General features: G+C 52.3%; 22 protein-coding genes. 20 read left to right on the top strand and 2 right to left on the bottom strand.

Going from position 1 to position 21,137, the window contains the following annotated elements; all coding sequences use genetic code 11:
* The first annotated feature begins 6 nt into the window (after positions 1 to 6).
* Positions 7 to 309, top strand: coding sequence for a hypothetical protein (locus HV311_RS15045; RefSeq protein WP_049106072.1), 303 nt, complete (start codon positions 7 to 9; stop codon positions 307 to 309).
* Between the two features lie 286 nt (positions 310 to 595).
* On the opposite strand, the gene HV311_RS15040 is transcribed toward HV311_RS15045, so the two are convergent.
* Positions 596 to 1,824, bottom strand: a protein-coding gene (locus HV311_RS15040; protein ID WP_163428417.1) for an IS3 family transposase whose coding sequence is annotated in 2 segments (ribosomal slippage) — positions 596 to 1,509 and positions 1,509 to 1,824 — 1,230 coding nt in all. Because the reading frame shifts where the segments join, the coding sequence is not laid out codon by codon here.
* A 258-nt stretch (positions 1,825 to 2,082) separates the two neighbouring features.
* Here HV311_RS15040 and HV311_RS15035 point away from each other — a divergent pair.
* The 3 genes from HV311_RS15035 to HV311_RS15025 all read left to right on the top strand — a co-directional run bounded on the left by HV311_RS15035 (position 2,083) and on the right by HV311_RS15025 (position 6,615).
* A complete protein-coding gene (locus tag HV311_RS15035; RefSeq protein WP_306463071.1) occupies positions 2,083 to 4,317 on the top strand; it encodes a DEAD/DEAH box helicase in 2,235 nt (744 codons plus the stop codon).
* Between the two features lie 162 nt (positions 4,318 to 4,479).
* Positions 4,480 to 4,653, top strand: a complete 174-nt coding sequence (locus tag HV311_RS15030; protein WP_155403988.1) for a hypothetical protein — start codon at positions 4,480 to 4,482, stop codon at positions 4,651 to 4,653.
* A gap of 159 nt (positions 4,654 to 4,812) precedes the next feature.
* Positions 4,813 to 6,615, top strand: coding sequence for a DNA topoisomerase III (locus tag HV311_RS15025; RefSeq protein WP_046481302.1), 1,803 nt, complete (start codon positions 4,813 to 4,815; stop codon positions 6,613 to 6,615).
* Between the two features lie 292 nt (positions 6,616 to 6,907).
* Here the strand turns inward: HV311_RS15025 and HV311_RS15020 are convergent, their stop codons facing one another.
* Complete coding sequence (locus HV311_RS15020) at positions 6,908 to 7,921, bottom strand: DUF4917 family protein (RefSeq protein ID WP_046481301.1); 1,014 nt, start codon at positions 7,919 to 7,921, stop codon at positions 6,908 to 6,910.
* 333 nt (positions 7,922 to 8,254) lie between these two features.
* On the opposite strand from HV311_RS15020, the gene HV311_RS15015 reads away from it, so the two are divergent.
* The 16 genes from HV311_RS15015 to HV311_RS14940 all read left to right on the top strand — a co-directional run bounded on the left by HV311_RS15015 (position 8,255) and on the right by HV311_RS14940 (position 21,077).
* Positions 8,255 to 8,539, top strand: a complete 285-nt coding sequence (locus HV311_RS15015; protein WP_046481300.1) for a hypothetical protein — start codon at positions 8,255 to 8,257, stop codon at positions 8,537 to 8,539.
* Between the two features lie 133 nt (positions 8,540 to 8,672).
* Positions 8,673 to 9,161, top strand: coding sequence for a PFGI-1 class ICE element type IV pilus protein PilL2 (pilL2, locus tag HV311_RS15010; RefSeq protein ID WP_075212271.1), 489 nt, complete (start codon positions 8,673 to 8,675; stop codon positions 9,159 to 9,161).
* 10 nt (positions 9,162 to 9,171) lie between these two features.
* Positions 9,172 to 9,855: a TIGR03759 family integrating conjugative element protein gene (locus tag HV311_RS15005; RefSeq protein ID WP_077259939.1), complete on the top strand. Its 684-nt coding sequence runs from the start codon at positions 9,172 to 9,174 to the stop codon at positions 9,853 to 9,855.
* Positions 9,831 to 10,361, top strand: a complete 531-nt coding sequence (locus HV311_RS15000) for a transglycosylase SLT domain-containing protein (protein WP_046481299.1) — start codon at positions 9,831 to 9,833, stop codon at positions 10,359 to 10,361. Before HV311_RS15005 ends, HV311_RS15000 begins: the two co-directional genes overlap by 25 nt.
* A gap of 26 nt (positions 10,362 to 10,387) precedes the next feature.
* Entirely contained in the window at positions 10,388 to 10,876 is a 489-nt protein-coding gene (locus tag HV311_RS14995; RefSeq protein ID WP_046481298.1) for an integrating conjugative element protein, read from the top strand.
* Positions 10,873 to 12,984 (top strand): type IV conjugative transfer system coupling protein TraD, encoded by a 2,112-nt coding sequence (traD, locus tag HV311_RS14990; RefSeq protein WP_046481297.1) that lies wholly within the window; start codon positions 10,873 to 10,875, stop codon positions 12,982 to 12,984. The genes HV311_RS14995 and traD overlap by 4 nt, the downstream gene beginning before the upstream one ends.
* Complete coding sequence (locus HV311_RS14985) at positions 12,977 to 13,678, top strand: TIGR03747 family integrating conjugative element membrane protein (RefSeq protein ID WP_046481296.1); 702 nt, start codon at positions 12,977 to 12,979, stop codon at positions 13,676 to 13,678. The genes traD and HV311_RS14985 overlap by 8 nt, the downstream gene beginning before the upstream one ends.
* Before the next feature lie 143 nt (positions 13,679 to 13,821).
* A complete protein-coding gene (locus HV311_RS14980) occupies positions 13,822 to 14,133 on the top strand; it encodes an integrative conjugative element protein, RAQPRD family (protein WP_226991638.1) in 312 nt (103 codons plus the stop codon).
* A complete protein-coding gene (locus HV311_RS14975; protein WP_046481295.1) occupies positions 14,130 to 14,363 on the top strand; it encodes a TIGR03758 family integrating conjugative element protein in 234 nt (77 codons plus the stop codon). Before HV311_RS14980 ends, HV311_RS14975 begins: the two co-directional genes overlap by 4 nt.
* Before the next feature lie 27 nt (positions 14,364 to 14,390).
* The gene (locus tag HV311_RS14970) at positions 14,391 to 14,729 is read left to right on the top strand and encodes a TIGR03745 family integrating conjugative element membrane protein (protein ID WP_046481294.1); all 339 of its coding nucleotides are present in this window, start codon (positions 14,391 to 14,393) and stop codon (positions 14,727 to 14,729) included.
* Entirely contained in the window at positions 14,729 to 15,088 is a 360-nt protein-coding gene (locus tag HV311_RS14965; protein WP_046481293.1) for a TIGR03750 family conjugal transfer protein, read from the top strand. The genes HV311_RS14970 and HV311_RS14965 overlap by 1 nt, the downstream gene beginning before the upstream one ends.
* Positions 15,085 to 15,726: a PFL_4703 family integrating conjugative element protein gene (locus tag HV311_RS14960; RefSeq protein WP_046481292.1), complete on the top strand. Its 642-nt coding sequence runs from the start codon at positions 15,085 to 15,087 to the stop codon at positions 15,724 to 15,726. Before HV311_RS14965 ends, HV311_RS14960 begins: the two co-directional genes overlap by 4 nt.
* Positions 15,723 to 16,553 (top strand): TIGR03749 family integrating conjugative element protein, encoded by an 831-nt coding sequence (locus tag HV311_RS14955; RefSeq protein ID WP_046481291.1) that lies wholly within the window; start codon positions 15,723 to 15,725, stop codon positions 16,551 to 16,553. The genes HV311_RS14960 and HV311_RS14955 overlap by 4 nt, the downstream gene beginning before the upstream one ends.
* The gene (locus tag HV311_RS14950; RefSeq protein ID WP_046481290.1) at positions 16,553 to 17,974 is read left to right on the top strand and encodes a TIGR03752 family integrating conjugative element protein; all 1,422 of its coding nucleotides are present in this window, start codon (positions 16,553 to 16,555) and stop codon (positions 17,972 to 17,974) included. The genes HV311_RS14955 and HV311_RS14950 overlap by 1 nt, the downstream gene beginning before the upstream one ends.
* On the top strand, positions 17,974 to 18,375 hold the full coding sequence (locus HV311_RS14945; RefSeq protein ID WP_046481289.1) for a TIGR03751 family conjugal transfer lipoprotein: 402 nt from the start codon (positions 17,974 to 17,976) through the stop codon (positions 18,373 to 18,375). Before HV311_RS14950 ends, HV311_RS14945 begins: the two co-directional genes overlap by 1 nt.
* Entirely contained in the window at positions 18,375 to 21,077 is a 2,703-nt protein-coding gene (locus HV311_RS14940) for a conjugative transfer ATPase (protein ID WP_046481288.1), read from the top strand. Before HV311_RS14945 ends, HV311_RS14940 begins: the two co-directional genes overlap by 1 nt.
* Positions 21,078 to 21,137 lie beyond the last annotated feature (60 nt).

Genomic DNA, 21,137 nt, shown 5'->3' with positions numbered 1-21,137 from the left:
GTTGTTATGAAACTTCGCTTTTTTGAACTTCCACAATTTACGCATAAAACTGCCTTTTTATTCGGAAATCTATTGCTGGATGACAGTGAAAATAAACTCAGCGGTGATGATATACAGAAATTACTGAAGAGACATACCTCCGGTGACTGGGGCGACGTTCCGCGGACTTTGCGCCAGACTAACCGGTATGCGCTGGAATACAGCAACAGCCTGTTGTCCTGCTACTTTCATCCTTTCGGCGGCATACGAATGGTGACAATCAGCACCAGTGCGGATCGTAGCCAGACGATAATTTCTGTTCATGCCTGATGAGTTTTTTGTTCAGTCATAATTTCACTTCCGGATAATAAACCCACACATACTATTTAACTGTCGCATCATTGCGGAGAATATATTTATGATTCACGTTCCATCCACACAGGTAAGTGTCACACCAGAAGTACATGACCTTATGCTTGAGGGAATAAACTTTGGGCCTTTTGTCGCCATGCACCTTCGTGGTGACTGGGGCGGTATTAACGAGGCAGAAAGAGTTAGAAATATTGAATCTCTTGAAAATAATATAGGCCACGTTTTATCCATACTGTATTTGACCCTATATTTCCAGACACCTGTTATCACTTAACCCATTACTGGTACGCCGCCGCAGATATTCCCGTGGCGAGCGATAACCCAGCGCACTATGCGGATGCCATTCGTTATAATGCTCGAACGCTTCCGCAAGGTTCTTTACTGCCGTTAACCCGTCGGGTTTAGGCATGATACTGATGTAGTCACGCTTTATCGTTTTTACGAAGCTCTCTGCTATTCCGTTACTCTCCGGGCTCCGCACAGCCGTGTTTTTCGGTTCAAGACCCACGATCCGGGCGAACTGCCGTGTTTCATACGCCCGGTAGCAGGAACCGTTATCCGTCAGCCACTCCACCGGCGACGCCGGAAGGCCGCTGCCGAAGCGACGCTCCACCGCTCCCAGCATGACGTCCTGTACAGTTTCACTGTCGAAGCCGCCCGTGCTGGCCGCCCAGTGCAGTGCTTCACGATCGCAGCAGTCCAGCGCGAACGTGACACGCAGTTTTTCACCGTTATCACAGCGGAACTCGAACCCGTCAGAGCACCACCGCTGGTTGCTTTCCTTCACGGCCACTCTGCCGGTATGTGCCCGTTTCGATGGGGGGACGGCGGGTTTACGCTCAAGCAGCAGTGCATTCAGGCGCATGATCCGGTAAACACGTTTGGCGTTGATCACTGCCGCACCATCAAGTTCGGTCTGTCTGCGGAGCAGAGCCCACACCCGGCGATAACCATACGTGGGCAGCTCTCCGATAACATGGTGTATACGGGCAAGCGCATCCGTATCATCAGTGCCACGGCTGCGGCGCCCATCCTTCCAGTCATCGGTTCGTCTGAGAATGACGTGTAACTGCGCACGCGACACCCGGAGGCAACGGCTGACAAGGCTTATTCGCCATCCTCCGGCAACAAGGGCACGTGCGCTATCCACTTTTTTTGTCGACCATATTCAACGGCTTCTTTCAGCAGCTCGTTTTCCATGGTTTTCTTGCCCAGCAGGCGCTGCAGCTCTTTGATTTGCTTCATCGCAGATGCCAGTTCCGACGCGGGCACAACCTGTTCTCCTGCGGCAACGGCTATGAGGCTGCCTTCTTGGTACTGCTTGCGCCACAGGAACAACTGACTGGCAGCGACACCATGCTGACGGGCGACCAGCGACACCGTCATGCCGGGTTCAAAGCTCTTCTGAACAATGGCAATTTTTTCCTGAATGCTGCGACGTCTGCGCTTCTCTGGACCTAAAACATCAATCATCCGGACTCCAACGACTAGTCTAAAAACTAGTATTAAGACTATCACTAACTTAAGTGATACCAACTGTCTGGAGATTCAGGGGGCCAGTCTACATACATCAGGTTACGCCGGAAATAACTATTTGGATCACCACGAAAGCAGGGCAGACAGTCATTATGCTGCCGATGAAATAAATTATTCCTCTACTGTTATTTACCCAAGCGGGACAACATTCCCCGCAGGGGATGGTCTGTCCCGTTTTTATTAAGGATTATGACCATGACCGTAACGCACCTGACCACACCCGATATTCCTTCGAACATTCTGTCCCTGAATGCGTTTATTGATGAATTCGGTGACAGCCTCCTGGATTCCCTGAATCTGTCTCACCCGCCTGTTTATGACGGAACGCCTGATGCGAAACGTCAAGCTGTGATGGACGGGCTGATACGTAAGCCCTTCCCGGCACAGGCTGAAGTTGTTCAGGCGGTGACCCGATTACTTATCGATCGCAATGAGAGTGCGGCTGTCATTAATGCCGAAATGGGAACGGGCAAAACGTTGATGGCGATTGCTACAGCTACAGTCCTGTATCATGAAGGTTACCGCCGTACTCTTGTACTTTCCCCTCCGCATCTGGTTTATAAATGGCGTCGGGAAATTCAGACTACTGTCAAAAATGCACGCGTCTGGGTTCTCAACGGCCCTGATACGCTGATTAAGTTGATGGCTCTGCGCGATCAGCTTCATGCGCCCGCTACCGGACCGGAGTTCTTTATCCTCGGTCGTGTGCGGATGCGCATGGGCTGGCACTGGAAACCTGCATTTGCGACAAGACACCGGGGTGAATTTGCTTTTGGGGTCTGTCCTGACTGTGGGCAGCACATCACTGATACTGATGGACACTGGATTTCTGCCTCCAGGTTGCAACAGGAAGAAAACCCCCGTAAATGTGCGCACTGTCGTACTTCACTCTGGACGCTGATGCGCCCGAACCGGTTGTCGGAGGATTTACAGTCGCAGATGGTCAGTAAGGCGCTGAAGCGAATTCCGACAGTAGGAGAGGCCACTGCCAGGAAACTGAAAACCACCTTTGGTGATGAGTTTCTGGCTTCTATGCTGGGCGATAACCTGTATGAGTTTATCAACCTGATGGACAGCAATGGCGAACTGGTCTTCTCTGACCGCCAGGCAAACCGAATGGAGCGGGCGATGGCAAATATGGAGTTTGGCTTCGGCGAGGGGAATTACCAGGCCAGTGAGTTCATCAAAAAGCACCTGCCTAAAAATACGTTCGATTTGATGGTGATAGATGAAGGCCACGAATACAAAGGCGGCGCTTCTGCTCAGGGCCAGGCGATGGGAGTCCTTGCATCACAGGTAAGAAAAATCCTGCTGTTAACGGGAACGCTAATAGGGGGCTATGCCGACGATATCTTCTTTCTTCTGTTCCGGGTTCTTACAAAGCGGATGCTGGAGGAAGGTTATCGCCCCGGTCGCAATGGTAGTCTGAATGCCGCAGCCATGCAGTTTATGCGCGACCACGGTGTGCTCCGAGAGGTTCTGTCTGAAAGTACCGACGCGCATAAAACCGCGAAGGGCAAAAAAACGTCCGTACGTGTGTCTAAAGCGCCAGGATTCGGGCCGAAAGGAGTATTGCGTTGCCTCCTGCCATACACTGTTTTTCTCAAGCTCAAAGACCTGGGCAGCGGTGTTCTGCCGCCGTACCAGGAAGAGTTCCGGGAAGTGGAGATGACACCAGTGCAGCATGATGCTTATCAGGAGCTGTCCGGTACGCTGACAGCAACGCTGCAGCAGGCGCTGAGAAAGCGTGATACCACGCTACTCGGCGTTGTGCTCAACGTGTTACTGGCATGGCCAGAATGTTGTTTCCGTCCGGAAACGGTGAAACATCCGCGCACCCGGCAGACGCTGGCCTTTGTGCCTTCGCTGTTTGGGGACCTGCAGGCCACGCCGAAAGAGCAGGAGCTGATAAATCTCTGTCTTGAAGAAAAAGTTGCTGGCCGTAAGGTACTGGCCTATTCCACATACAGCGGCACGCGTGATACCACTTCACGGCTGAAAGCCCTGCTGACACAGGCCGAGCTTAAAGTTGCCGTCTTGCGCGCTACGGTTTCCCCTGAACAACGGGAAGACTGGGTGGCAGAGCAAGTAGAGCGGGGTATTGATGTCATCGTCACCAATCCTGAGCTCGTAAAAACGGGATTGGATCTCCTGGAGTTTCCGACCATCGTGTTTATGCAGACGGGATTTAACCTGTACACATTGTTGCAGGCGGCTCGTCGCTCCTGGCGTATCGGTCAAAAACTGGCTGTCAGGGTGATTTTTCTCGGCTATGCCGGAAGCTCCCAGATGGCCTGCCTTGACCTGATGGCGCGAAAAATTGCTGTGGCGCAAAGTACGGCTGGCGATTTACCTGAGTCGGGGCTTGATATTCTTAACTCAGACGGTGACTCAGTTGAAATCGCTCTCGCGAAACAGTTGATGAAATAATGTCCTCTTCATATCTTTCTGACACTTTTATTAACCCACAACGATGGTTTCTGCTTTTGCGGAAACCGTCATCGTTTTTTGTTAACCATGAGGTTATTTATGGAATATACAGGTTCTGAACGAGAGAATAATATAATTCTGGCTGAATATCAGGCATATATTATGGACGAATTAATTACCCGGTTTGACGAGCATATTACATGGTGGCTGGTGGATTGCGGTTATGAGGTGATGACGGTGATGTCCCGATGTTCAGAAATCGGTGATATTGAAAGTCATATATATGACCCTGAGCTGGTTAAGTTTGCCCGACTGATAGCCTGGACACATATCTGAACTATCTCCTTACTTTAATTTCGTATTCTGAAAACAGTTTCCCCTGCCCGAATAATTCTCATCACGTTATCCTGCGGTTGATCTTCCTTCCCGTCATACATGGGTTCCCAACCCGTTAGGGCATCATCTTCTGATGCCCTTTTTTTTCAGGAGTGCCGTATGAAATTATTTCTGTGCGAAAAACCGTCTCAGGGGCGAGATATTGCCCGCATTCTTGGTGCAACGCAAAGAGGTGATGGGTGTCTTATTGGTAAAGATATTATTGTTACCTGGGGTTTTGGTCATTTAATGGAAGCGGAGTCACCAGAAGGGTATGACTTAAAATATAAAAAATGGGTGCTGAAAGATTTACCCATTATTCCGGAACAGTGGAAAAACATGGTAAAACCAGCGACAAAAAAACAATTTACCATTATTCAGAAGTTGCTAAAAAAAGCCTCCTCAGTTGCTATCGCAACGGATGCAGACCGGGAAGGCGAAATGATTGCGCGTGAAATTCTCGATGCATGCAAATTCCGGGGGCCGGTTTCCCGTTTATGGCTCTCTGCGCTGGACGATGCGAGCATCCGTAAAGCGCTGGCATCGCTTAAACCCGGCGAAGCTACCGAGTCGTTGTACCAGGCGGGACTGGGACGCGCCAGAGCGGACTGGTTGTGCGGGATGAATCTCACTCGGCTGTATACCCTCAAAGGGCAAACGCCTGGGCAGAAGGGCTGCGTATTTTCGGTCGGGAGAGTACAGACGCCAACGTTGAATCTGATTGTTAATCGTGACCAGCAGATAGCCCGTTTTATCCCCCGCGACTACTGGGCGCTGACCGTTGCACTGACCGGGCAGAATACTCCGTTTCAGGCACAGTGGCTGGCATCTGAAGCAATATGCGATGAAGAAGGGCGCTGTATTAATCAGTCAGTTCTGCAACAGGCAGCGATGGATATTGACCGAACCAGGCAGGCCCGCGTTATCAGCACGGAAACGAAGCGCATCAAAGAATCCGCCCCCCTGCCGTTTGACCTCGGCACTCTGCAACAGGTCTGCTCGAAAAAATGGGGGATGGGGGCGCAGCAGGTGCTGGATATCGCCCAGAGTCTGTACGAAACCCACAAAGCGACAACCTATCCGCGCACCGACTGTGGATACCTTCCTCTGTCCATGCAGGCCGAAGTGTCACAGGTTTTCAGTGCCCTGCAACAAACAGACCCGGCGTTAAAACCGTTGCTGGCACAGTGCAATATTCAGCAAAAATCCCGCGTCTGGGACGATAAAAAAATCACCGCTCACCACGCGATTATTCCGACAATGCAGCCTGCGGATATCAGCAAAATGAGTGAGGATGAACGTTGCGTTTATGACCTGATACGCCGTCATTATCTGGCGCAGTTTCTGCCGTTGTATGAGGCGGACAAAACGAAGATGCGGCTGGAATGTGCCGGGCATACGCTGGCCGCCGCCGGAAACGTGGTTGTCACGCCGGGCTGGAAGATGCTGTTCAGCGAAGATACAGTTGAGACTGATGAGAAACAGTCACTTCCGCGACTGGCGGAAAATACACAATGTACTGTTACCGGCGCAAAAATCCGGGCACAGAAAACCCGCCCGCCTGAACATTACACCGAAGGGACGCTGATTGCGGCGATGAAAAATGCGTCCCGTTTTGTGACAGATGAACGACTGAAACAGCGACTGAAAGAAAGTGCCGGGCTGGGAACAGAAGCGACCCGCGCAGGCATTATTGAAACCCTGCTGAAACGTGGCTATATCCGCAAAGAGAAGCACTATCTTATTGCCACAGACAATGCTGTCACGCTGATGGCGATGTTGCCGGATATTGTCAAAGACCCTGGAATGACAGCGTTGTGGGAGCAGGCGCTGGATGATATTGCCGCCGGTAAACTGCCGCTGGCAGTATTTTTGCAAAAACAGTCAGTATGGATCGCTACGATGGTCGAGCAGGCCCGATGATATCGATTTCCTTTTATGCCGGTAACGAATTGATGGCCTCTCAGCCGCCAGTTGTCAGGCAGAATGTGCAGACATGGCTGATGCAGCATCCTGCCTTGTGCCGGGGCCGACCGGCAATCAAACGGAGCCGTTTGTGCGAAAGCGCCATGTTGTCGATCCGTTTCCCCATAGCGGATCGGTATGGTCAGTCAGGCCATACCGGGGGATGGTTTAATTGTCTGTTTTCTTATTCATTCTCATTCAGGTGAATACCTGTCAGCGCCGCCCTGCGGCGCTTTCCTTTTATACTTACCTATATTTGAGGCATAGGGTGAATCCAGCATCCAGGGCTTTCGCTATCAAAGAAGTCAACCTGGACAGGCTCAAGCTGAGCTAGTGCATCCTGAATGGTTTGATACGCATAGTTACAATAGACCTGATCACGGCGAAAAACGGAGACAGCTACCCGCTGGATTCCAGTTCCTTGCATTCGATGCAGTAAATGTAGGTCATGCTCCCCAAGTCCCCAGCCTAGGAGTGTCAACGAAGATCTCTGTGATTTCAAAACCTCCCTGTATATTGTTGATAAATAATAGCTATTTTGAATCGAGGAAATCTTTTGTTCCATTCTGCCTTCGCTAACAAACAGTGGAACGACTCTTTCACTGCGCCATTCGTCAAGGATAGCCTCTAATAGTCCTTCTCCATCGTTGGATATTTTGAACTCCTGTTCAACCCTATTTCGGCATAAAGCCAGACTGCCATGCGGGTAGAAAACAAGAGTATTGCTCCGCTCTCTGTAACGTTCACGAAATCTCCGCCAGTCATCGTCGAACATGCTGCGGATGAAACAATCTTTAAACATATGGCCATCAGGGATGTCTAGTCCATATGTCATTGTCCAGTAGACCAATAAGTCATAGTTCAATGAAAAGATCGTGTCGAATCCTTTAAGAAATTGGTACATGTTAGGTAAATGATGACTTATCTGATCATACGCAGGATGCACATTACGTACAGCCTGAATCAGGCACTCTCTGACATTCTGATAGGCTTGATGTGTTTGAGCGTCTGGTATTCGAAGAGACCTATTAACATTCGATGCCTGCCATACCAACCGAAGTATGAGTTCAAAATCGTGTGTTCCAAAAAAATCAAATAAACGATATACATCTTCTGAAAGTTGATGTGTATTTTGGGCATGTTCAAGTAATGAGCCATAACTAAAGCTTGGTGATATGGCAATACTGGCACCGTTGCCCAGTAGAATCGTTCCTCGTGAGTAGGCTGGTGCAATCTGTGCCCATGACATAATGGGATATGGCATATCAGACTCCAATTTATTGTGTAAGCAAACTGTTGTATTTTATTTGTTATGGCTTTATGAAATGTGATCCAATAGGCAAAAATATAAGATTAAATTGGTGCAACTCCAATAGCACTGGGGCATCAACTCATTTCATACCAATACGATGATGAGTTAATCATCACTCTACATTATTTTTTAAATAGCCTACCGGTCAGAATCGGTAGTCTTCTTATTTTATGGAAAGTGAGTTCTTTATTATTTCATCAGCTGTAGTTTGTTTTTATTGCTTCGGCAATTTGCTGTCGTTGACGGCGCCCTTTGAGTAAGCCCTTTTATTTCCCGGAGCATGATATGAATGATGAAAGTTACCAGGCTCAATTGAATTTCATGCGTAATGCAGAGATGCAGGCGGTTCAGTCTATGTTGCTGACGGCATTACAGCATGGTTTTCAGCTTGATGAACTTATTACGCTGGCACAAAAATATCAGACCAGTGCGGCACTGATGGAACACCGTAATGGTGATTGTTTTGTCAGTTATGCTACTTCTGACGGGTATTTTACCCATAACTTTGGCGTTCATTACCAGCAGGCAAATGATTTTGCTGAGCAGTTTGATACCTGGTGGTATCAGTAATAACAATTTTTTGTATCGCTGACGCTCTCCGGGGCGTCATTTTTTATTTGTCATTATCTCTGTTCAGTTTACTGCGGTTTTTTCAGACTGATTTTCTCATGCTGTCCCGGTCTTATTAGCCGGAGAGTTTATTATGCGAAAATATCTATTTTGGCCCGTAGCAGTTATTACTACGATTTTGCTGACAGCCTGCGCCCCTAAATCGGTCACCAGACCAGAGTCCGCCCCTGTTATTTCTGCCTCACCGACACCCGTTGAAGTAGTCCATACAGCTCGCTACACGCTGGTCAGCCTCACTCAGGATGAGGTGCTGCGTTATCCACTGCGCCAGGTTGCCAGCCATTCTTTTCCTGCACCGAAAAAAAACGGGAAATTGCCGACGCGCGGTGACGCCCTGCAGCTCTGGTTGACGGGAACCGGCTACGGCTTATGCCTGCCCGTAACAGATGATTCCAGACAACTGTTTAGCAGTCCTCTGCCGGATATTCAGCGCTCGGCAGGACCGATTCGCATTGACGATGCCCTGAAAATTATTGCCGGTCCGGCGTGGACAATGGCAGTTGACGAAGTCACCCGTACGGTCTGTTTTGCCCCTTCATCTGCCACTCATAACCTGAGCTGAGGTGAGCCTGATGAAAGGTAAATATCTGGCACTTCTGCTGACGCTGGCAACACCTCTTGCGCAGGCCGGAAACGAAACGACCTCCGTTGTGCAGAACAGCACTGAAACGCCGCTTTCCTCCCATCCCGCAGCACAGCAGTGGGGGCTGACTCTGGAAGAGTGGAGTCGCTATGAAACGCTGAAACATAGCGAGCGCGGCATCTGGTCACCGTCGCTTGATCCGCTGACCCTGCTAGGAGTAGAGGCAACAACGGATGCCGAACGCCAGAGATACGCCGATCTGCTGGTGGAAAAAGAGTCTCAGCGGGTGGAGAAAGAACTCGCATTTCAGCGAGCCTATGATGCAGCCTGGAAACGCCGCTTTCCTGGTTTGATGCCCGCTGTGGCAACCACGCCGGACAGGACTTCGCGACTGGCGGTGTTTGTCCGGGAAGATTGCACCGCCTGCGATACTCGTCTGAAAACGCTGCTTAATGCCGGAAACCCACTGGATATCTGGCTGGTAGGCAGCGATAACAACGACAGTCGTCTGCGGCGCTGGGCGGTTTCACAGCATATAGATAATACGCGGGTACAGCGCCGGGAAGTCACGCTGAACCATGACGCTGGTCGTTGGCTGCACTACGGGCAGGGAAAAATGCCCGTGGTTCTGGAAAAGCAGGGGGACACATGGCTACCCATTACCGCTCCCTGATATGGCTGATTCTGCTGTCGCCTCTGCCTTTTGCTCACGCTGAGCAGGATGTTCCTTCAGGTTACCGGCGGGTAGCTCAGCAGGCTGGCGTTCCCGCTGATTTGTTGTATGCCATGGCGCTGACCGAAAGCGGTTCCCACGTACCGCAGGGGATCCGACCGTGGCCGTGGACGCTGAATATCGCCGGGAAAGGCTACCGCTATTCAACTCGTCAGGATGCCTGTGCGGCACTGAATCAGTTTATGCGCACCATCAATCCAAAGCGTATTGATGCGGGGCTGGCTCAAATCAATCTTGGCTGGAACGGGCATCACTTCACCACGCCGTGTGATGCACTGACGCCTTACCTCAATTTGCAGGTCGCAGCCCGTTTGCTACGTGGTCATTACGATCAATGGCAGAGCTGGCAGGAAGCGGCTGGTCGCTATCACCATCCGGCAGGGGGTAAACCTGCACAGCGCTATCGCACTGAAGTGCTTCGCTATCTGCAAAAAATTTCCTCATGAACCAATATAAAGAAGGAATTCATGACATGCTGAAAATAGCTATTCCTGCTTTACTGCTTGCATTCTCCTGTGCCACTCAGGCGCTGATCGTAGTGGCCGACCTGGGCGGCGAGTCAACCGCTCCATTATTTGAGGTCATTGCACCGGAACCGGAGAGAGAACAGACACCTTCGCAGGTTATTCCGCTGGAAAGCGCCGTATTCCCTGTGGTGACCACTCTTCTGCGTCCCGGAGTCGTATCATCCCGCCCGCTGTCGCTGCCAGGAATGACGCCGTTGTTTATTCTGGGCGACGATCCGTTGTCGGTACGCTGGCTGACAGAGCATAAGTCCCGGCTTAAATCGCTGAATGCCACCGGGCTGGTGGTGAACGTGGCGTCAGAAGCGGATCTGAATGCACTGCGCCAGCAGGCAGAGGGACTGCCGCTGTTGCCGGTCAGCGGCGACGATCTGGCGCAGCGCCTGCAACTGGATACATACCCGGTGCTGATCACAGATACCGGGCTGTCTCAATGAGTAACCGCCATGTGATTGAAGCGCTGCTACGCCCGGCTGTGGAGCTATACAGTGCCACAGCCGGACTGGCTGCGGGAGCTGTCTGCCTGATTGCGCCGTGGTCGGTGATGCTGGCCCCTTCCGTCAGTTATCCGCTGGCAGGGGGATTTTTGTTGTTCGCCGGTATTCGTGCCCGACAGGGAATGACGATTTTGCGCTACCGTCGCAATATTCGCCGCCTGCCGCGTTATGTAATGACAAGCAGCCAGGTACCTGTCAGCCGCCACAACCTTTTTATCGGGCTTGGTTTTCGCTGGGAGCAGAAACATACTCAGCGTCTGCATACCTGCCGCCGCCCGGAGGTGGCGGGTTATATCCACCCCGGCTGGTTTTATCGTCAGGCCCGCAGCCTGGAAAAAAACTTTGAAGCAAGCCTGCCGGCCATACGGCGTATTCTGTCCTGCGACAGCCCGCTGAATCCGGTACGCCCGTTGCCGCCCGTCGGCGGTAGTGCGCTGTTGCACGGTATTGAACTGGATGAGGCTGATGTCACCCTGCCGCTGGGTGAACGCGTTGGGCATACGCTGGTTATGGGTACCACCCGCGTCGGTAAAACCCGGCTCGCGGAGTTGTTTATCACCCAGGATATCCGACGTGGAGAAGTGGTCATTATTTTTGATCCGAAAGGCGATGCCGACCTGCTGAAACGAGCATATGCGGAGGCGAAACGGGCGGGGAGAGAGGATGAGTTTTATGTCTTTCACCTTGGCTGGCCGGATATCAGTGCCCGCTATAACGCTGTAGGCCGTTTCGGACGAATTTCGGAAGTGGCGAGCCGCATAGCCGGTCAGCTTTCCGGGGAAGGAAACTCTGCCGCGTTTAAAGAATTTGCCTGGCGGTTTGTCAATATCATTTCTCGCGCACTCATTGAGCTGGGCCAGCGTCCGGATTATCTGCAAATCAGCCGCCACGTTATTAACATTGATGATCTGTTTATCAGCTATGCCCAGTACTACCTGCCAAAGCACGAGCCGAAAGCGTGGGAAATCATTGCGCAGATCGCCGGGAAGGTGAACGAGAAAAATACGCCGCGAAATTTGCAGGGGCGGGATAAACATGTGGTCGCGCTGGAACAGTATCTGGCCGCCACAAAAATTTACGACCCGATCCTTGATGGCCTGCGTTCTGCTGTGCGCTATGACAAGACCTATTTCGACAAAATTGTGGCCTCCCTGCTGCCCTTACTGGAAAAACTGACAACCGGAAAAACTGCGCAGCTTCTGGCCCCGTCTTACAGTGATCTGGAAGATCCACGTCCGATTTTCGACTGGCAGCAGATTATCCGCAAACGTGGTGTTGTGTATGTGGGTCTGGATGCATTGTCTGATAGCGAAATCGCAGCCGCTGTCGGTAACAGTATGTTCGCCGATTTGGTCTCCATCGCTGGTTATATCTATAAATTCGGTGTCAATGACGGCCTGCCGGGCGGAGATAATCCTGCAAAAATCCCCATAAACCTCCACTGTGACGAGTTCAACGAATTGATGGGGGATGAGTTTATTCCGTTGATCAACAAAGGCGGTGGTGCAGGCATCCAGGTGACCGCCTATACCCAGACGCTGAGTGATATTGAGGCGCGGATAGGCAATGCAGCGAAAGCAGGCCAGGTCATAGGCAACTTCAACAACCTGATTATGCTGCGCGTGCGCGAAACCGCCACGGCGGAACTGATGACGGGACAATTACATGAAGTGGATGTGCTGACGAATACGGTGATTTCCGGCGTTACGGACTCCTCAAACCCGGAAACAGGGACGGACTTCACCAGCAACACCCAGGACAGGGTAAGTTCTGTCAGCGTACCATTGATTGATCCGGCTGCACTGATACAGCTTCCGAAGGGCCAGGCATTTGCCCTGCTGGAAGGGGGACAACTGTGGAAAATCCGCATGCCGCTGCCCGCTGCGGATAACGATAAGCTGATGCCAGACAGTATCGCGCAGCTCGCGGAATATATGCAGACGAATTACCACACCGGCGAACAGTGGTGGAATAATACAGCCATGCCGGATATCCCTGTGGACCATTCTGCTCTGCTTACCGCCCTGCAGGAGGGACTGAATGAGTGATGCACCGGTTCAGAACAACAATCCGCCGAAGAAGGGACTGATTAGCACGCCACTGTCCTGGCTGGGGAAGGCCAGCGCTACGCTGATTGGTTCCCTGTTTTTCAGCCTGGCGGTTGAGTGGCTGGGCATTGCTTTTATTTGGCCCGAACAGGGGGCAGAACACAGCCATCTGATGATGAACGAAGAGTTAAGCTGGTTTGCTGAAAATGTCACACACAGTCTGCTGATGACTGACCCTGCCGGGAAACTGGAAATTATTCTGCACCAGACCTGGCAGTGGGTTTTTATCGACACCGGATTTATCCCCTGGCTGGAAAAATTGCGAAACAGGCCAGATAACGCTTGGATATACTGGATCGACACCTATATTCAGGCTTCGGTCTGGATCACTCTGACGTTTGTGCTGCGGGTTTTTATTCTGCTGCTCACTGCTCCTTTATTTATTCTGGCGGTTCTGGTGGGAATCGTTGATGGGCTGGTGCGGCGTGATATTCGTCGGTTTGGCTGCGGCTATGAGTCCGGATTTATTTATCACCATGCTAAAAGATCGGTTATGCCAGTATTTTTTCTGGCGTGGGTGGTTTATCTGTCTCTGCCATTTTCCGTTAACCCCTGCTTTATTTTATTACCGGCAGCATCATTTTGTGGTCTGATGGTCAGTATTATGTTTGGTCTCTTCAAGAAATATATGTAGTCAACCGGGGGGGGTAATTTTATAATCCCTTTTCTCCGCAGACGGGATTTTTTGTTTTTACCGGGAAAACAGTTCATTGCGGAATGAATATAATGGTCCCGGCATGCTGGTGCTCTCCTTGCTATTCATTTATGGAGAGTACCGTGAAACGTTTTTCATATTTGTGCCTGTGCGGATGTTTGCTGGCAGGTCATCCAATAGCAGCCCCGGCAACAGAGCGGGAAAATTTGTCGCTGTTGCTGAATCAGTTAAATCAGTTTGAATCCACACTGCAGCGCGCCGAGAAGCAGGCATCTGTTGCACCTGAACAGCGCTTTTTCTTCGATTACCCGCAGGCATATGCCGATATCCGTGCGATCCGTTCAGGTGTTGGACAATACCTGACACCTTCCCGCGCCCAGCCTCAGCCCGTATTGCCGCTTGCAGGGCACTACCGGCGGGAGAATGCGCAGTGACGGATGCCCAGATGACGGCTTTTCAGGCAGGCAGTTCGGCAAAACCCGCCGAAGTTAATCTGCTGTTTCTCAGTCTGCTGTGCGCAGCGCTTTTTCTCTGGGCTGCGTGGGTCTGTATGCGCTCACTTCGCGCCTTCTCAACCGGAAATCTTTCCCTGAAACAACTCGGCAGCATTGTTGCCCGTACCGTGCTCCTTCTGCTGGTCAGCTTCTGGCTGGTGCTCAGCTAATTATCTCTTCTGCAAAGGAACAACCCCATGACGAAAAAAGCGGTTCTGCGTTCTCTTATGACTTCTGCATTCGCATTTTCCCTTTCTGCGCGAGCCGATCTGCCAACGATGGAAGACCCTTCACGTGGCAAAGGCAGCGGTATCATGGATACCCTGAAAAATTATGGCTATGACATCGTGATCCTGCTGTCGCTGGGGATTTGTGCCGTTGGTTTTTTGGTGGTCGCCAATAGCTGTATTTCCACTTATTCCGAGATTCAGGCGGGTAAAAAGCAGTGGAAAGACCTGGGCGCGATGGCGGGTGTTGGGGCGATTTTGTTGGTGATCATCATCTGGTTGCTCACTCAGGCGGGGGATGTCCTGTAATGGCACAGACTATTGAATTTCTGCCTGACAGACTGAACCGGGAGCCGGTTGTTTTCCGGGGTATGACCACCACCGAGTTGTTTATTGCTCTGGGAGGTGGCCTGGTCACTGGTGTTGTGGGGGGAATTTTTCCCGCTGTTTTGCTGAAGATTTGGGCGTTGATCCCTACAGGCGCACTGGCGGGTGCCGCGCTGGCTATTATGGTCGGCGGTAAGTGGCTGGCACGCCTTAAGCGCGGGCGTCCGGATACGTGGCTGTATCGGATGATGGGGGCCCGGTTTGCACGCTACGGCTTTGGCGATCCGAAACTGGTGCAGGAAAGCGCCGTATGGGTGATACGCAGGAGTGAGAGAGTATGAGCCAGTTCAAACATGCGCTGGCGGCGCGGGATGCCCATATTATGACGCTACGGTTGGTGATTGGCCTGATGTTGCTGGTCAGTATTGCCTTGTGGTATGGCTGGCAGAGCGCACCCCGTCATCTGACCATCCATAATCCCCCCGATTTACGAGCGGGTAGTACCCGTCCGTGGTGGGAAATCCCGCCCGGACAGGTTTATGCCTTCAGTTTTTATATCTTTCAGCAAATTAACCGCTGGCCAACTAATGGTGAGGAAGACTACTCGCGTAACCTCAATGCGCTGACGGCCTATTTGACGCCTGCTTGCTATCTACAGCTTGAAGATGATTATCGCCAGCGTCGCGACCGTGGGGAACTGCGCGACCGTGTACGTGGTGTATACGAAATCCCTGGGCGTGGATTTCATAACAAGCGGGTACAGGTGCTTGGTCGTGACCGCTGGACAGTGACGCTCGATTTGAGTGTGGATGAATACTACCGCGCTGAACCAGTCAAAAGGGCACTGGTACGTTACCCGCTGAATATTGTGCGTTATGACGTCGATGCAGAGAAAAATCCCTGGGGAATGGCGCTCGACTGTTTCGCTGGACACCCGCAGAAACTGGAAGCAGCAGCAACAACGGAGGCAAAATCATGAAGCCATTCAGATTCTTTTTGTTCCTGACTTTCATGCTTTGTCACTGTGCAACTAAGGCCACTGAACTGGTGCAATGGCAACGCCTGCCGCTGCAGGTTGAACTACATACCGGACATGAACGGGTGGTCTTCGTTAACAAAAATGTGCGGGTGGGTTATCCGGTAGCGCTGGACGGCAAACTGCGCATTCAAAGTAGCGGCGGCACGGTCTACCTGCGTGCCGCCGAAGATTTTCCTGATACGCGTCTGCAACTGTTTGATATAGATAGCGGTGAGCTGATTTTGCTGGATATTCGTGCGACAGCGGGTGATGAGCTGGAGCCGCTGGAGCTGCGTTATAACGATGCGGTCTGGCGCAGCGATACCGTCATGCCAGACGACACGGAACATCAGGTTAAGCCAGGAACGCCGGAAGAATTCGCCGGTCCGCTCCCGGTGGTGCTCACTCGTTATGCCGCGCAGATGCTCTATGCACCGCTGCGCACAGTGGAGCCGGTGGCGGGGATCACGCCAGTGCCGGTACGTTTGCCCACCGCTGTCACCACTCTTTTGCCCGGTGAACTGGCTACCGCTACACCGCTGAATGCCTGGCGACTGGGAGACGTCACGGTTACTGCGATTAAGCTGCAAAACCAGAGTCGCGGACGCATTGACCTCGATCCTCGCACATTGCAGGGCAATTTTCTGACAGCAACATTTCAGCACCGCTGGTTGGGTGCGCACGGCACGCCGGAGGACACCACCGTCGTGTATCTGGTGACGGATGGCAGCGCCGACAGCGCCATTGTGCCCGAGCCCGTGCTGGAAAAGACGAAGGGGGATAAGTGATGCAGCTTAAAGCGAATAGCCTGCTGAAAATCCTTGTCCCGTCACTTCTGCTCGGCGCGGGTTTCATTGGTCTGAAAGCCTGTCGTACCTCCGGCAATGAAACACAGACCGTGGACCGCAACGTGGTGGCTGATCTCACTGGTGATGAAATGAAGGCGTTGGGTATCGATGGCGATACCCCACGTGACACGGTTGCTACGCTGGTGGGTCAAATGAAGCAATATCGGGCAGAGATGGAGGAAATGCGCATTAACAGCGCTGCGCTGGTGAAAGAAAATCAGCGGCTGCGGGAGCGCGACACTAGTGTTGAAGGGCGAATCAACAGTGCCCTTAACCGGGAACGGGAGACATTTAACAAAGAGCTGAAGCAACAACAGACTTCAATGCTGGACAGCTTTCAGCAGAAGCTGAACCAGCTAAGCCAGAAGTCCGGCACACTGGCCGGTGCTGGCGTGGGCGGTGATATTCCTCCGGGGCTGGGACTGGATAACCAGGATGTTCCGGCTGGTGCGGTACGCTGGGTGGAGCCTGCAGATGCCAGGCCGTTAGACAAACACGGGCAATCTGCTGCCTCTGGCGTGCAGTTTCCATCGTCTTTTGGCAATGCCGGAGAAAATGCCATCAGCAAGCAGAAGAAAGAATTTCTGGCGGTGGCAAAAGGCGAGCGTGCTATTGACGAAGCAACACCCGTTTATACTCTGCCGGAAAACAGCACGCTTACGGGGTCAGTGGCGATGACAGCACTGCTGGGACGGGTACCGGTCAACGGTACGGTGAGCGATCCGTATCCGTTTAAAGTGCTGATTGGCCGGGATAACCTCACTGCCAATGGTATCGAATTACCGGATGTTGAGGGCGCGGTGATATCCGGCACGGCTTCCGGCGACTGGACGCTCTCCTGCGTGCGTGGCACGGTTCACAGCATGACGTTTGTTTTTCGCGATGGCACCATTCGCACTGTGCCATCAGCGGGTAACAAAGCTAATAGTGACAGCAACAAAGGGCAGGGCAGCGAAATTGGCTGGCTATCCGATCCGCACGGTCTGCCGTGTATTCCCGGTGAACGAAAATCCAACGCGGCTGAGTATATCGGCTCGCAATTCCTGCTGGCGGGTTCTTCCGCTGCTGCAGACGCTTTTTCCAACGGGCAGACCACCACGACAGTGGATGGTGGCTCGGTCACGTCTGCAGTTACAGGTAGCAGCGGTCAATACGTCCTGGGGCAAGCGCTCGGTGGCGGGCTGAAAGAGAGCGCTGACTGGTTTAAACAGCGTTACGGCCAGATGTTCGATGCCATCTATGTTCCTCCCGGTCACCCCGTCGCTATCCATATCACCCGACAAATCCCCGTTGATTATGAGATTCAGGGTCGTAAGGTGAAATATGCGCAATCCTCAGCGAACAAAAGGAAGCTGGACTGATGAAAAATCACTTTATACACCTTACGCCCTTGCTGCTGGTGTTGATGATCACTGGATGCAGTACATCCCAGGAAACGCTGTTACCCGTGGATAAAAACACCACCATGCTATCACTGTGGGGCCGCCAGACCGGCGGCAGCGCCACACTGCACGACCAGCGCAGCCAGTTACGTCGCCCGCTGACAGAGATTTCAGTCCAGGAGCAACATAAGTACACCCGCACAGCGGAGAATGAGATCCAGACACAGTTCAAACGTCTGCCTAACCCCGATATGGTTATGTATGTATTTCCACACCTGACCGAAGGTGAGGGGGTGCCGGTGCCCGGTTATACCACGGTCTTCCCACTTCATTCCCGCACTTATTATGCGCTTCCTGGCGAACGCACGGAGGCGCTGTGATGAGAGAGAATGCAAGCCGACCACGCAGCGGAAAACTGACGCAGCAGGCAGCAAATGCGGCATATCAGAAAGGTCCTTCATTCGCCGATTTATTGCCGTGGGTGGAGTTTCAGGATGACAGCCAGACGCTGCTGCTGGATGACGGATGCTCAGTTGCCGCGATCTACGATATTACGCCAGTGGGTACCGAAGGCCGCTCCCGGCATTATCTGGAGGACGTACGCGATATCGTTAAAGATGCCCTCCAGGACTCATTTGACGAAACTGACATGCATCCATGGGTGATACAGTTTTTCTGCCAGAACGAGGATGATTTCAGTGGTTATATGCAGAAGCTGCGTGATTATGTTACACCTGAGGCAAAAGGTTCTGCCTTTAGTGAAGCATGGCTCGATGAGATGGATCGCCACCTGAGAAGTATTACCCGATCAGGTGGTTTGTTTCTGGATGACGTAGTGACAAAAACGCCGTGGCGCGGGCAGATACGTCGTACCCGGATGGTAGTTTATCGTTACCTGCCAGCAAAAATGGCACATGGTGAACAATCCCCGGAACAGGCGCTGAATAATGCCTGTGAACGTCTGGTTTCTGCGCTGGCTGGGGCCGGGTTGACTGCCTGTCGCCAGAACAGAACCGACATTTCACGCTGGCTGGTTCGTTGGTTGAACCCGGCTCCGGTAAAGGATGACCGACTGGCGTTTTATAATACAGTGACCGAACCTGATGTGCAGGAAACGGGCGTCCCTCCCATATTGAATGACTTCGCCGAGAATCTGTTGTTTAGCGAACCGGTGTCGGATGCTGAGAAAGGCCTCTGGTATTTTGATAATCTGCCGCACAAAGTGATTGTCGTTGACCGCCTGCGAAAAGCGCCGCAACCGGGGCATCTGACGGGAGAGACCCGGCGTGGAGATGCTGTTAATGCGCTGTTTGATCTGCTGCCGGAATCCACGGTGATGTCGCTGACAATGGTAGTGCACCCCCAGGACTTACTGGAGGCGCATCTTAACCGCCTGGCAGATCGTGCCATCGGTGAAAATGTGGACTCTGAATACACCAAATCCGACTGCCAGGAGGTGAAAACGTGGCTGAAAGACGGTCATAAGATGTATCGCAGCACGCTGGCATTCTATCTTTCAGCTTCTGATATTTCTGCGCTGAACAAACAGAACCGTGAACTGAACAGCGTGTTGCTTAACGCTGGGCTGGTGCCGGTACAGGACGGTGACGAGGTTGTACCGCTGAGCAGTTATTTGCGCTGGCTGCCTGCGAACTTCGATCCGGCGCGGGATAAACGCAATCTTTATACACGGTTTAATTTTGTCCAGCATATCGCCAACCTGTTGCCAGTCTTTGGGCGGGAGACCGGTACCGGGCATCCAGGCATCAGCTATTTCAACCGGGGCGGCACGCCACTGGATTTTGATCCGTTGAATAAAGACGATCGCTCCAAAAATGGTCACCTGCTTCTGCTGGGGCCGACCGGTGCAGGTAAATCTGCCACGCTCAACGGTAAAATCGCGCAACTGATGGCATTACATCGCCCTCGTCTGTTTATTGTTGAAGCCGGTAACTCCTTTGGTCTGACTGCGGATTATGCAAAGCGTTATGGCCTGACCGTCAACAAGATCAGCCTGAAACCGGGCAGTGGCGTGACTCTGCCGTTGTTTGCTGATGCCTGGCGGCTGGTGGAGGAGCCCGTCAGCGCCGATATTCCTGATGATGAGGATCAGCCTGAACAGGATGGCGATGATCAGCGCGACATTCTGGGTGAGATGGAAATCACGGCCCGGTTGATGATAACTGGTGGTGAGGTGAAGGAGGATGCGCGTCTGACCCGTCCGGATCGGGCGATGATACGTCAGGCAATTCTGGATGCGGCCCGGATCTGCCACCAGGCAAAACGCCAGACGCTGACGCAGGATGTGCGCGATGCGCTGTTTACTCTGGCAAAAGCCCCGACGTTGCCAGAGAACCGCCGTGTCCGTGCCTATGAGATGGCGGAAAGTATGAACATGTTTTGCTCTGGTTTTGAAGGGGAACTATTCAACCGGGAAGGTGAACCCTGGCCGGATGCGGATATCACGCTGGTGGACCTGGCGACATTTGCCCGCGAGGGCTACGAAGCGCAACTGGCAATTGCCTATATCTCGCTGATTAACCATATCAACAATATCGGCGAGCGTGACCAGCATCTCTCCCGCTCCATCGTCAATATTACCGATGAATCGCACATCATCACTGTTAACCCGTTGCTGGCGCGGTTCCTGACTAAAGGCTCCAAGATGTGGCGCAAGCTCGGTATCTGGCTATGGCTTGCTACACAGAATCTGTCGGACTTCCCGGACGATGCGAAGAAGCTACTCAACATGATTGAATGGTGGGAGCTATTGGTTATGCCCCCGGAGGAAGTTGAGCAACTGGAGCGGTTTAAAAACCTGACACAGGAGCAGAAGCAGTTGCTGTTGTCTGCCACGAAAGCGTCCGGGAAATATACCGAAGGCGTAGTGCTGGCGACGAAAATTGAAGCGCTATTTCGGGTCGTTCCCCCGAGTTTATTTCTGGCGCTGGGGATGACGGAAAAGCACGAGAAAGCCGAACGTGCGCAGCTGATGCGTGAGCAGGAGATAAGTGAACTGGATGCGGCTATTCAGGTTGCCAAGCGGATTGACAGTCTGAGAGGGCTGAATACTTTCGCATAAATTGTATTAGCTCATGTAAGAGCTGACATTGTTACGGCACAGGGCGAAACCTAATCTGAC

It is taken from the genome of Citrobacter sp. RHBSTW-00881, assembly GCF_013728515.1.
In the GTDB taxonomy this organism is placed as follows: domain Bacteria; phylum Pseudomonadota; class Gammaproteobacteria; order Enterobacterales; family Enterobacteriaceae; genus Citrobacter; species Citrobacter braakii.
This window is presented reverse-complemented; position numbering and strand designations above follow the sequence as displayed.

Coding starts and splice junctions, on each gene's coding strand:
- HV311_RS15045 (WP_049106072.1), top strand. CDS start 7: ATGAAACTTCGCTTTTTTGAACTTCCACAATTTACGCATAAAACTGCC.
- HV311_RS15035 (WP_306463071.1), top strand. CDS start 2,083: ATGACCGTAACGCACCTGACCACACCCGATATTCCTTCGAACATTCTG.
- HV311_RS15030 (WP_155403988.1), top strand. CDS start 4,480: ATGGACGAATTAATTACCCGGTTTGACGAGCATATTACATGGTGGCTG.
- HV311_RS15025 (WP_046481302.1), top strand. CDS start 4,813: ATGAAATTATTTCTGTGCGAAAAACCGTCTCAGGGGCGAGATATTGCC.
- HV311_RS15020 (WP_046481301.1), bottom strand. CDS start 7,921: ATGCCATATCCCATTATGTCATGGGCACAGATTGCACCAGCCTACTCA.
- HV311_RS15015 (WP_046481300.1), top strand. CDS start 8,255: ATGAATGATGAAAGTTACCAGGCTCAATTGAATTTCATGCGTAATGCA.
- pilL2 (WP_075212271.1), top strand. CDS start 8,673: ATGCGAAAATATCTATTTTGGCCCGTAGCAGTTATTACTACGATTTTG.
- HV311_RS15005 (WP_077259939.1), top strand. CDS start 9,172: ATGAAAGGTAAATATCTGGCACTTCTGCTGACGCTGGCAACACCTCTT.
- HV311_RS15000 (WP_046481299.1), top strand. CDS start 9,831: ATGGCTACCCATTACCGCTCCCTGATATGGCTGATTCTGCTGTCGCCT.
- HV311_RS14995 (WP_046481298.1), top strand. CDS start 10,388: ATGCTGAAAATAGCTATTCCTGCTTTACTGCTTGCATTCTCCTGTGCC.
- traD (WP_046481297.1), top strand. CDS start 10,873: ATGAGTAACCGCCATGTGATTGAAGCGCTGCTACGCCCGGCTGTGGAG.
- HV311_RS14985 (WP_046481296.1), top strand. CDS start 12,977: ATGAGTGATGCACCGGTTCAGAACAACAATCCGCCGAAGAAGGGACTG.
- HV311_RS14970 (WP_046481294.1), top strand. CDS start 14,391: ATGACGAAAAAAGCGGTTCTGCGTTCTCTTATGACTTCTGCATTCGCA.
- HV311_RS14965 (WP_046481293.1), top strand. CDS start 14,729: ATGGCACAGACTATTGAATTTCTGCCTGACAGACTGAACCGGGAGCCG.
- HV311_RS14960 (WP_046481292.1), top strand. CDS start 15,085: ATGAGCCAGTTCAAACATGCGCTGGCGGCGCGGGATGCCCATATTATG.
- HV311_RS14955 (WP_046481291.1), top strand. CDS start 15,723: ATGAAGCCATTCAGATTCTTTTTGTTCCTGACTTTCATGCTTTGTCAC.
- HV311_RS14950 (WP_046481290.1), top strand. CDS start 16,553: ATGCAGCTTAAAGCGAATAGCCTGCTGAAAATCCTTGTCCCGTCACTT.
- HV311_RS14945 (WP_046481289.1), top strand. CDS start 17,974: ATGAAAAATCACTTTATACACCTTACGCCCTTGCTGCTGGTGTTGATG.
- HV311_RS14940 (WP_046481288.1), top strand. CDS start 18,375: ATGAGAGAGAATGCAAGCCGACCACGCAGCGGAAAACTGACGCAGCAG.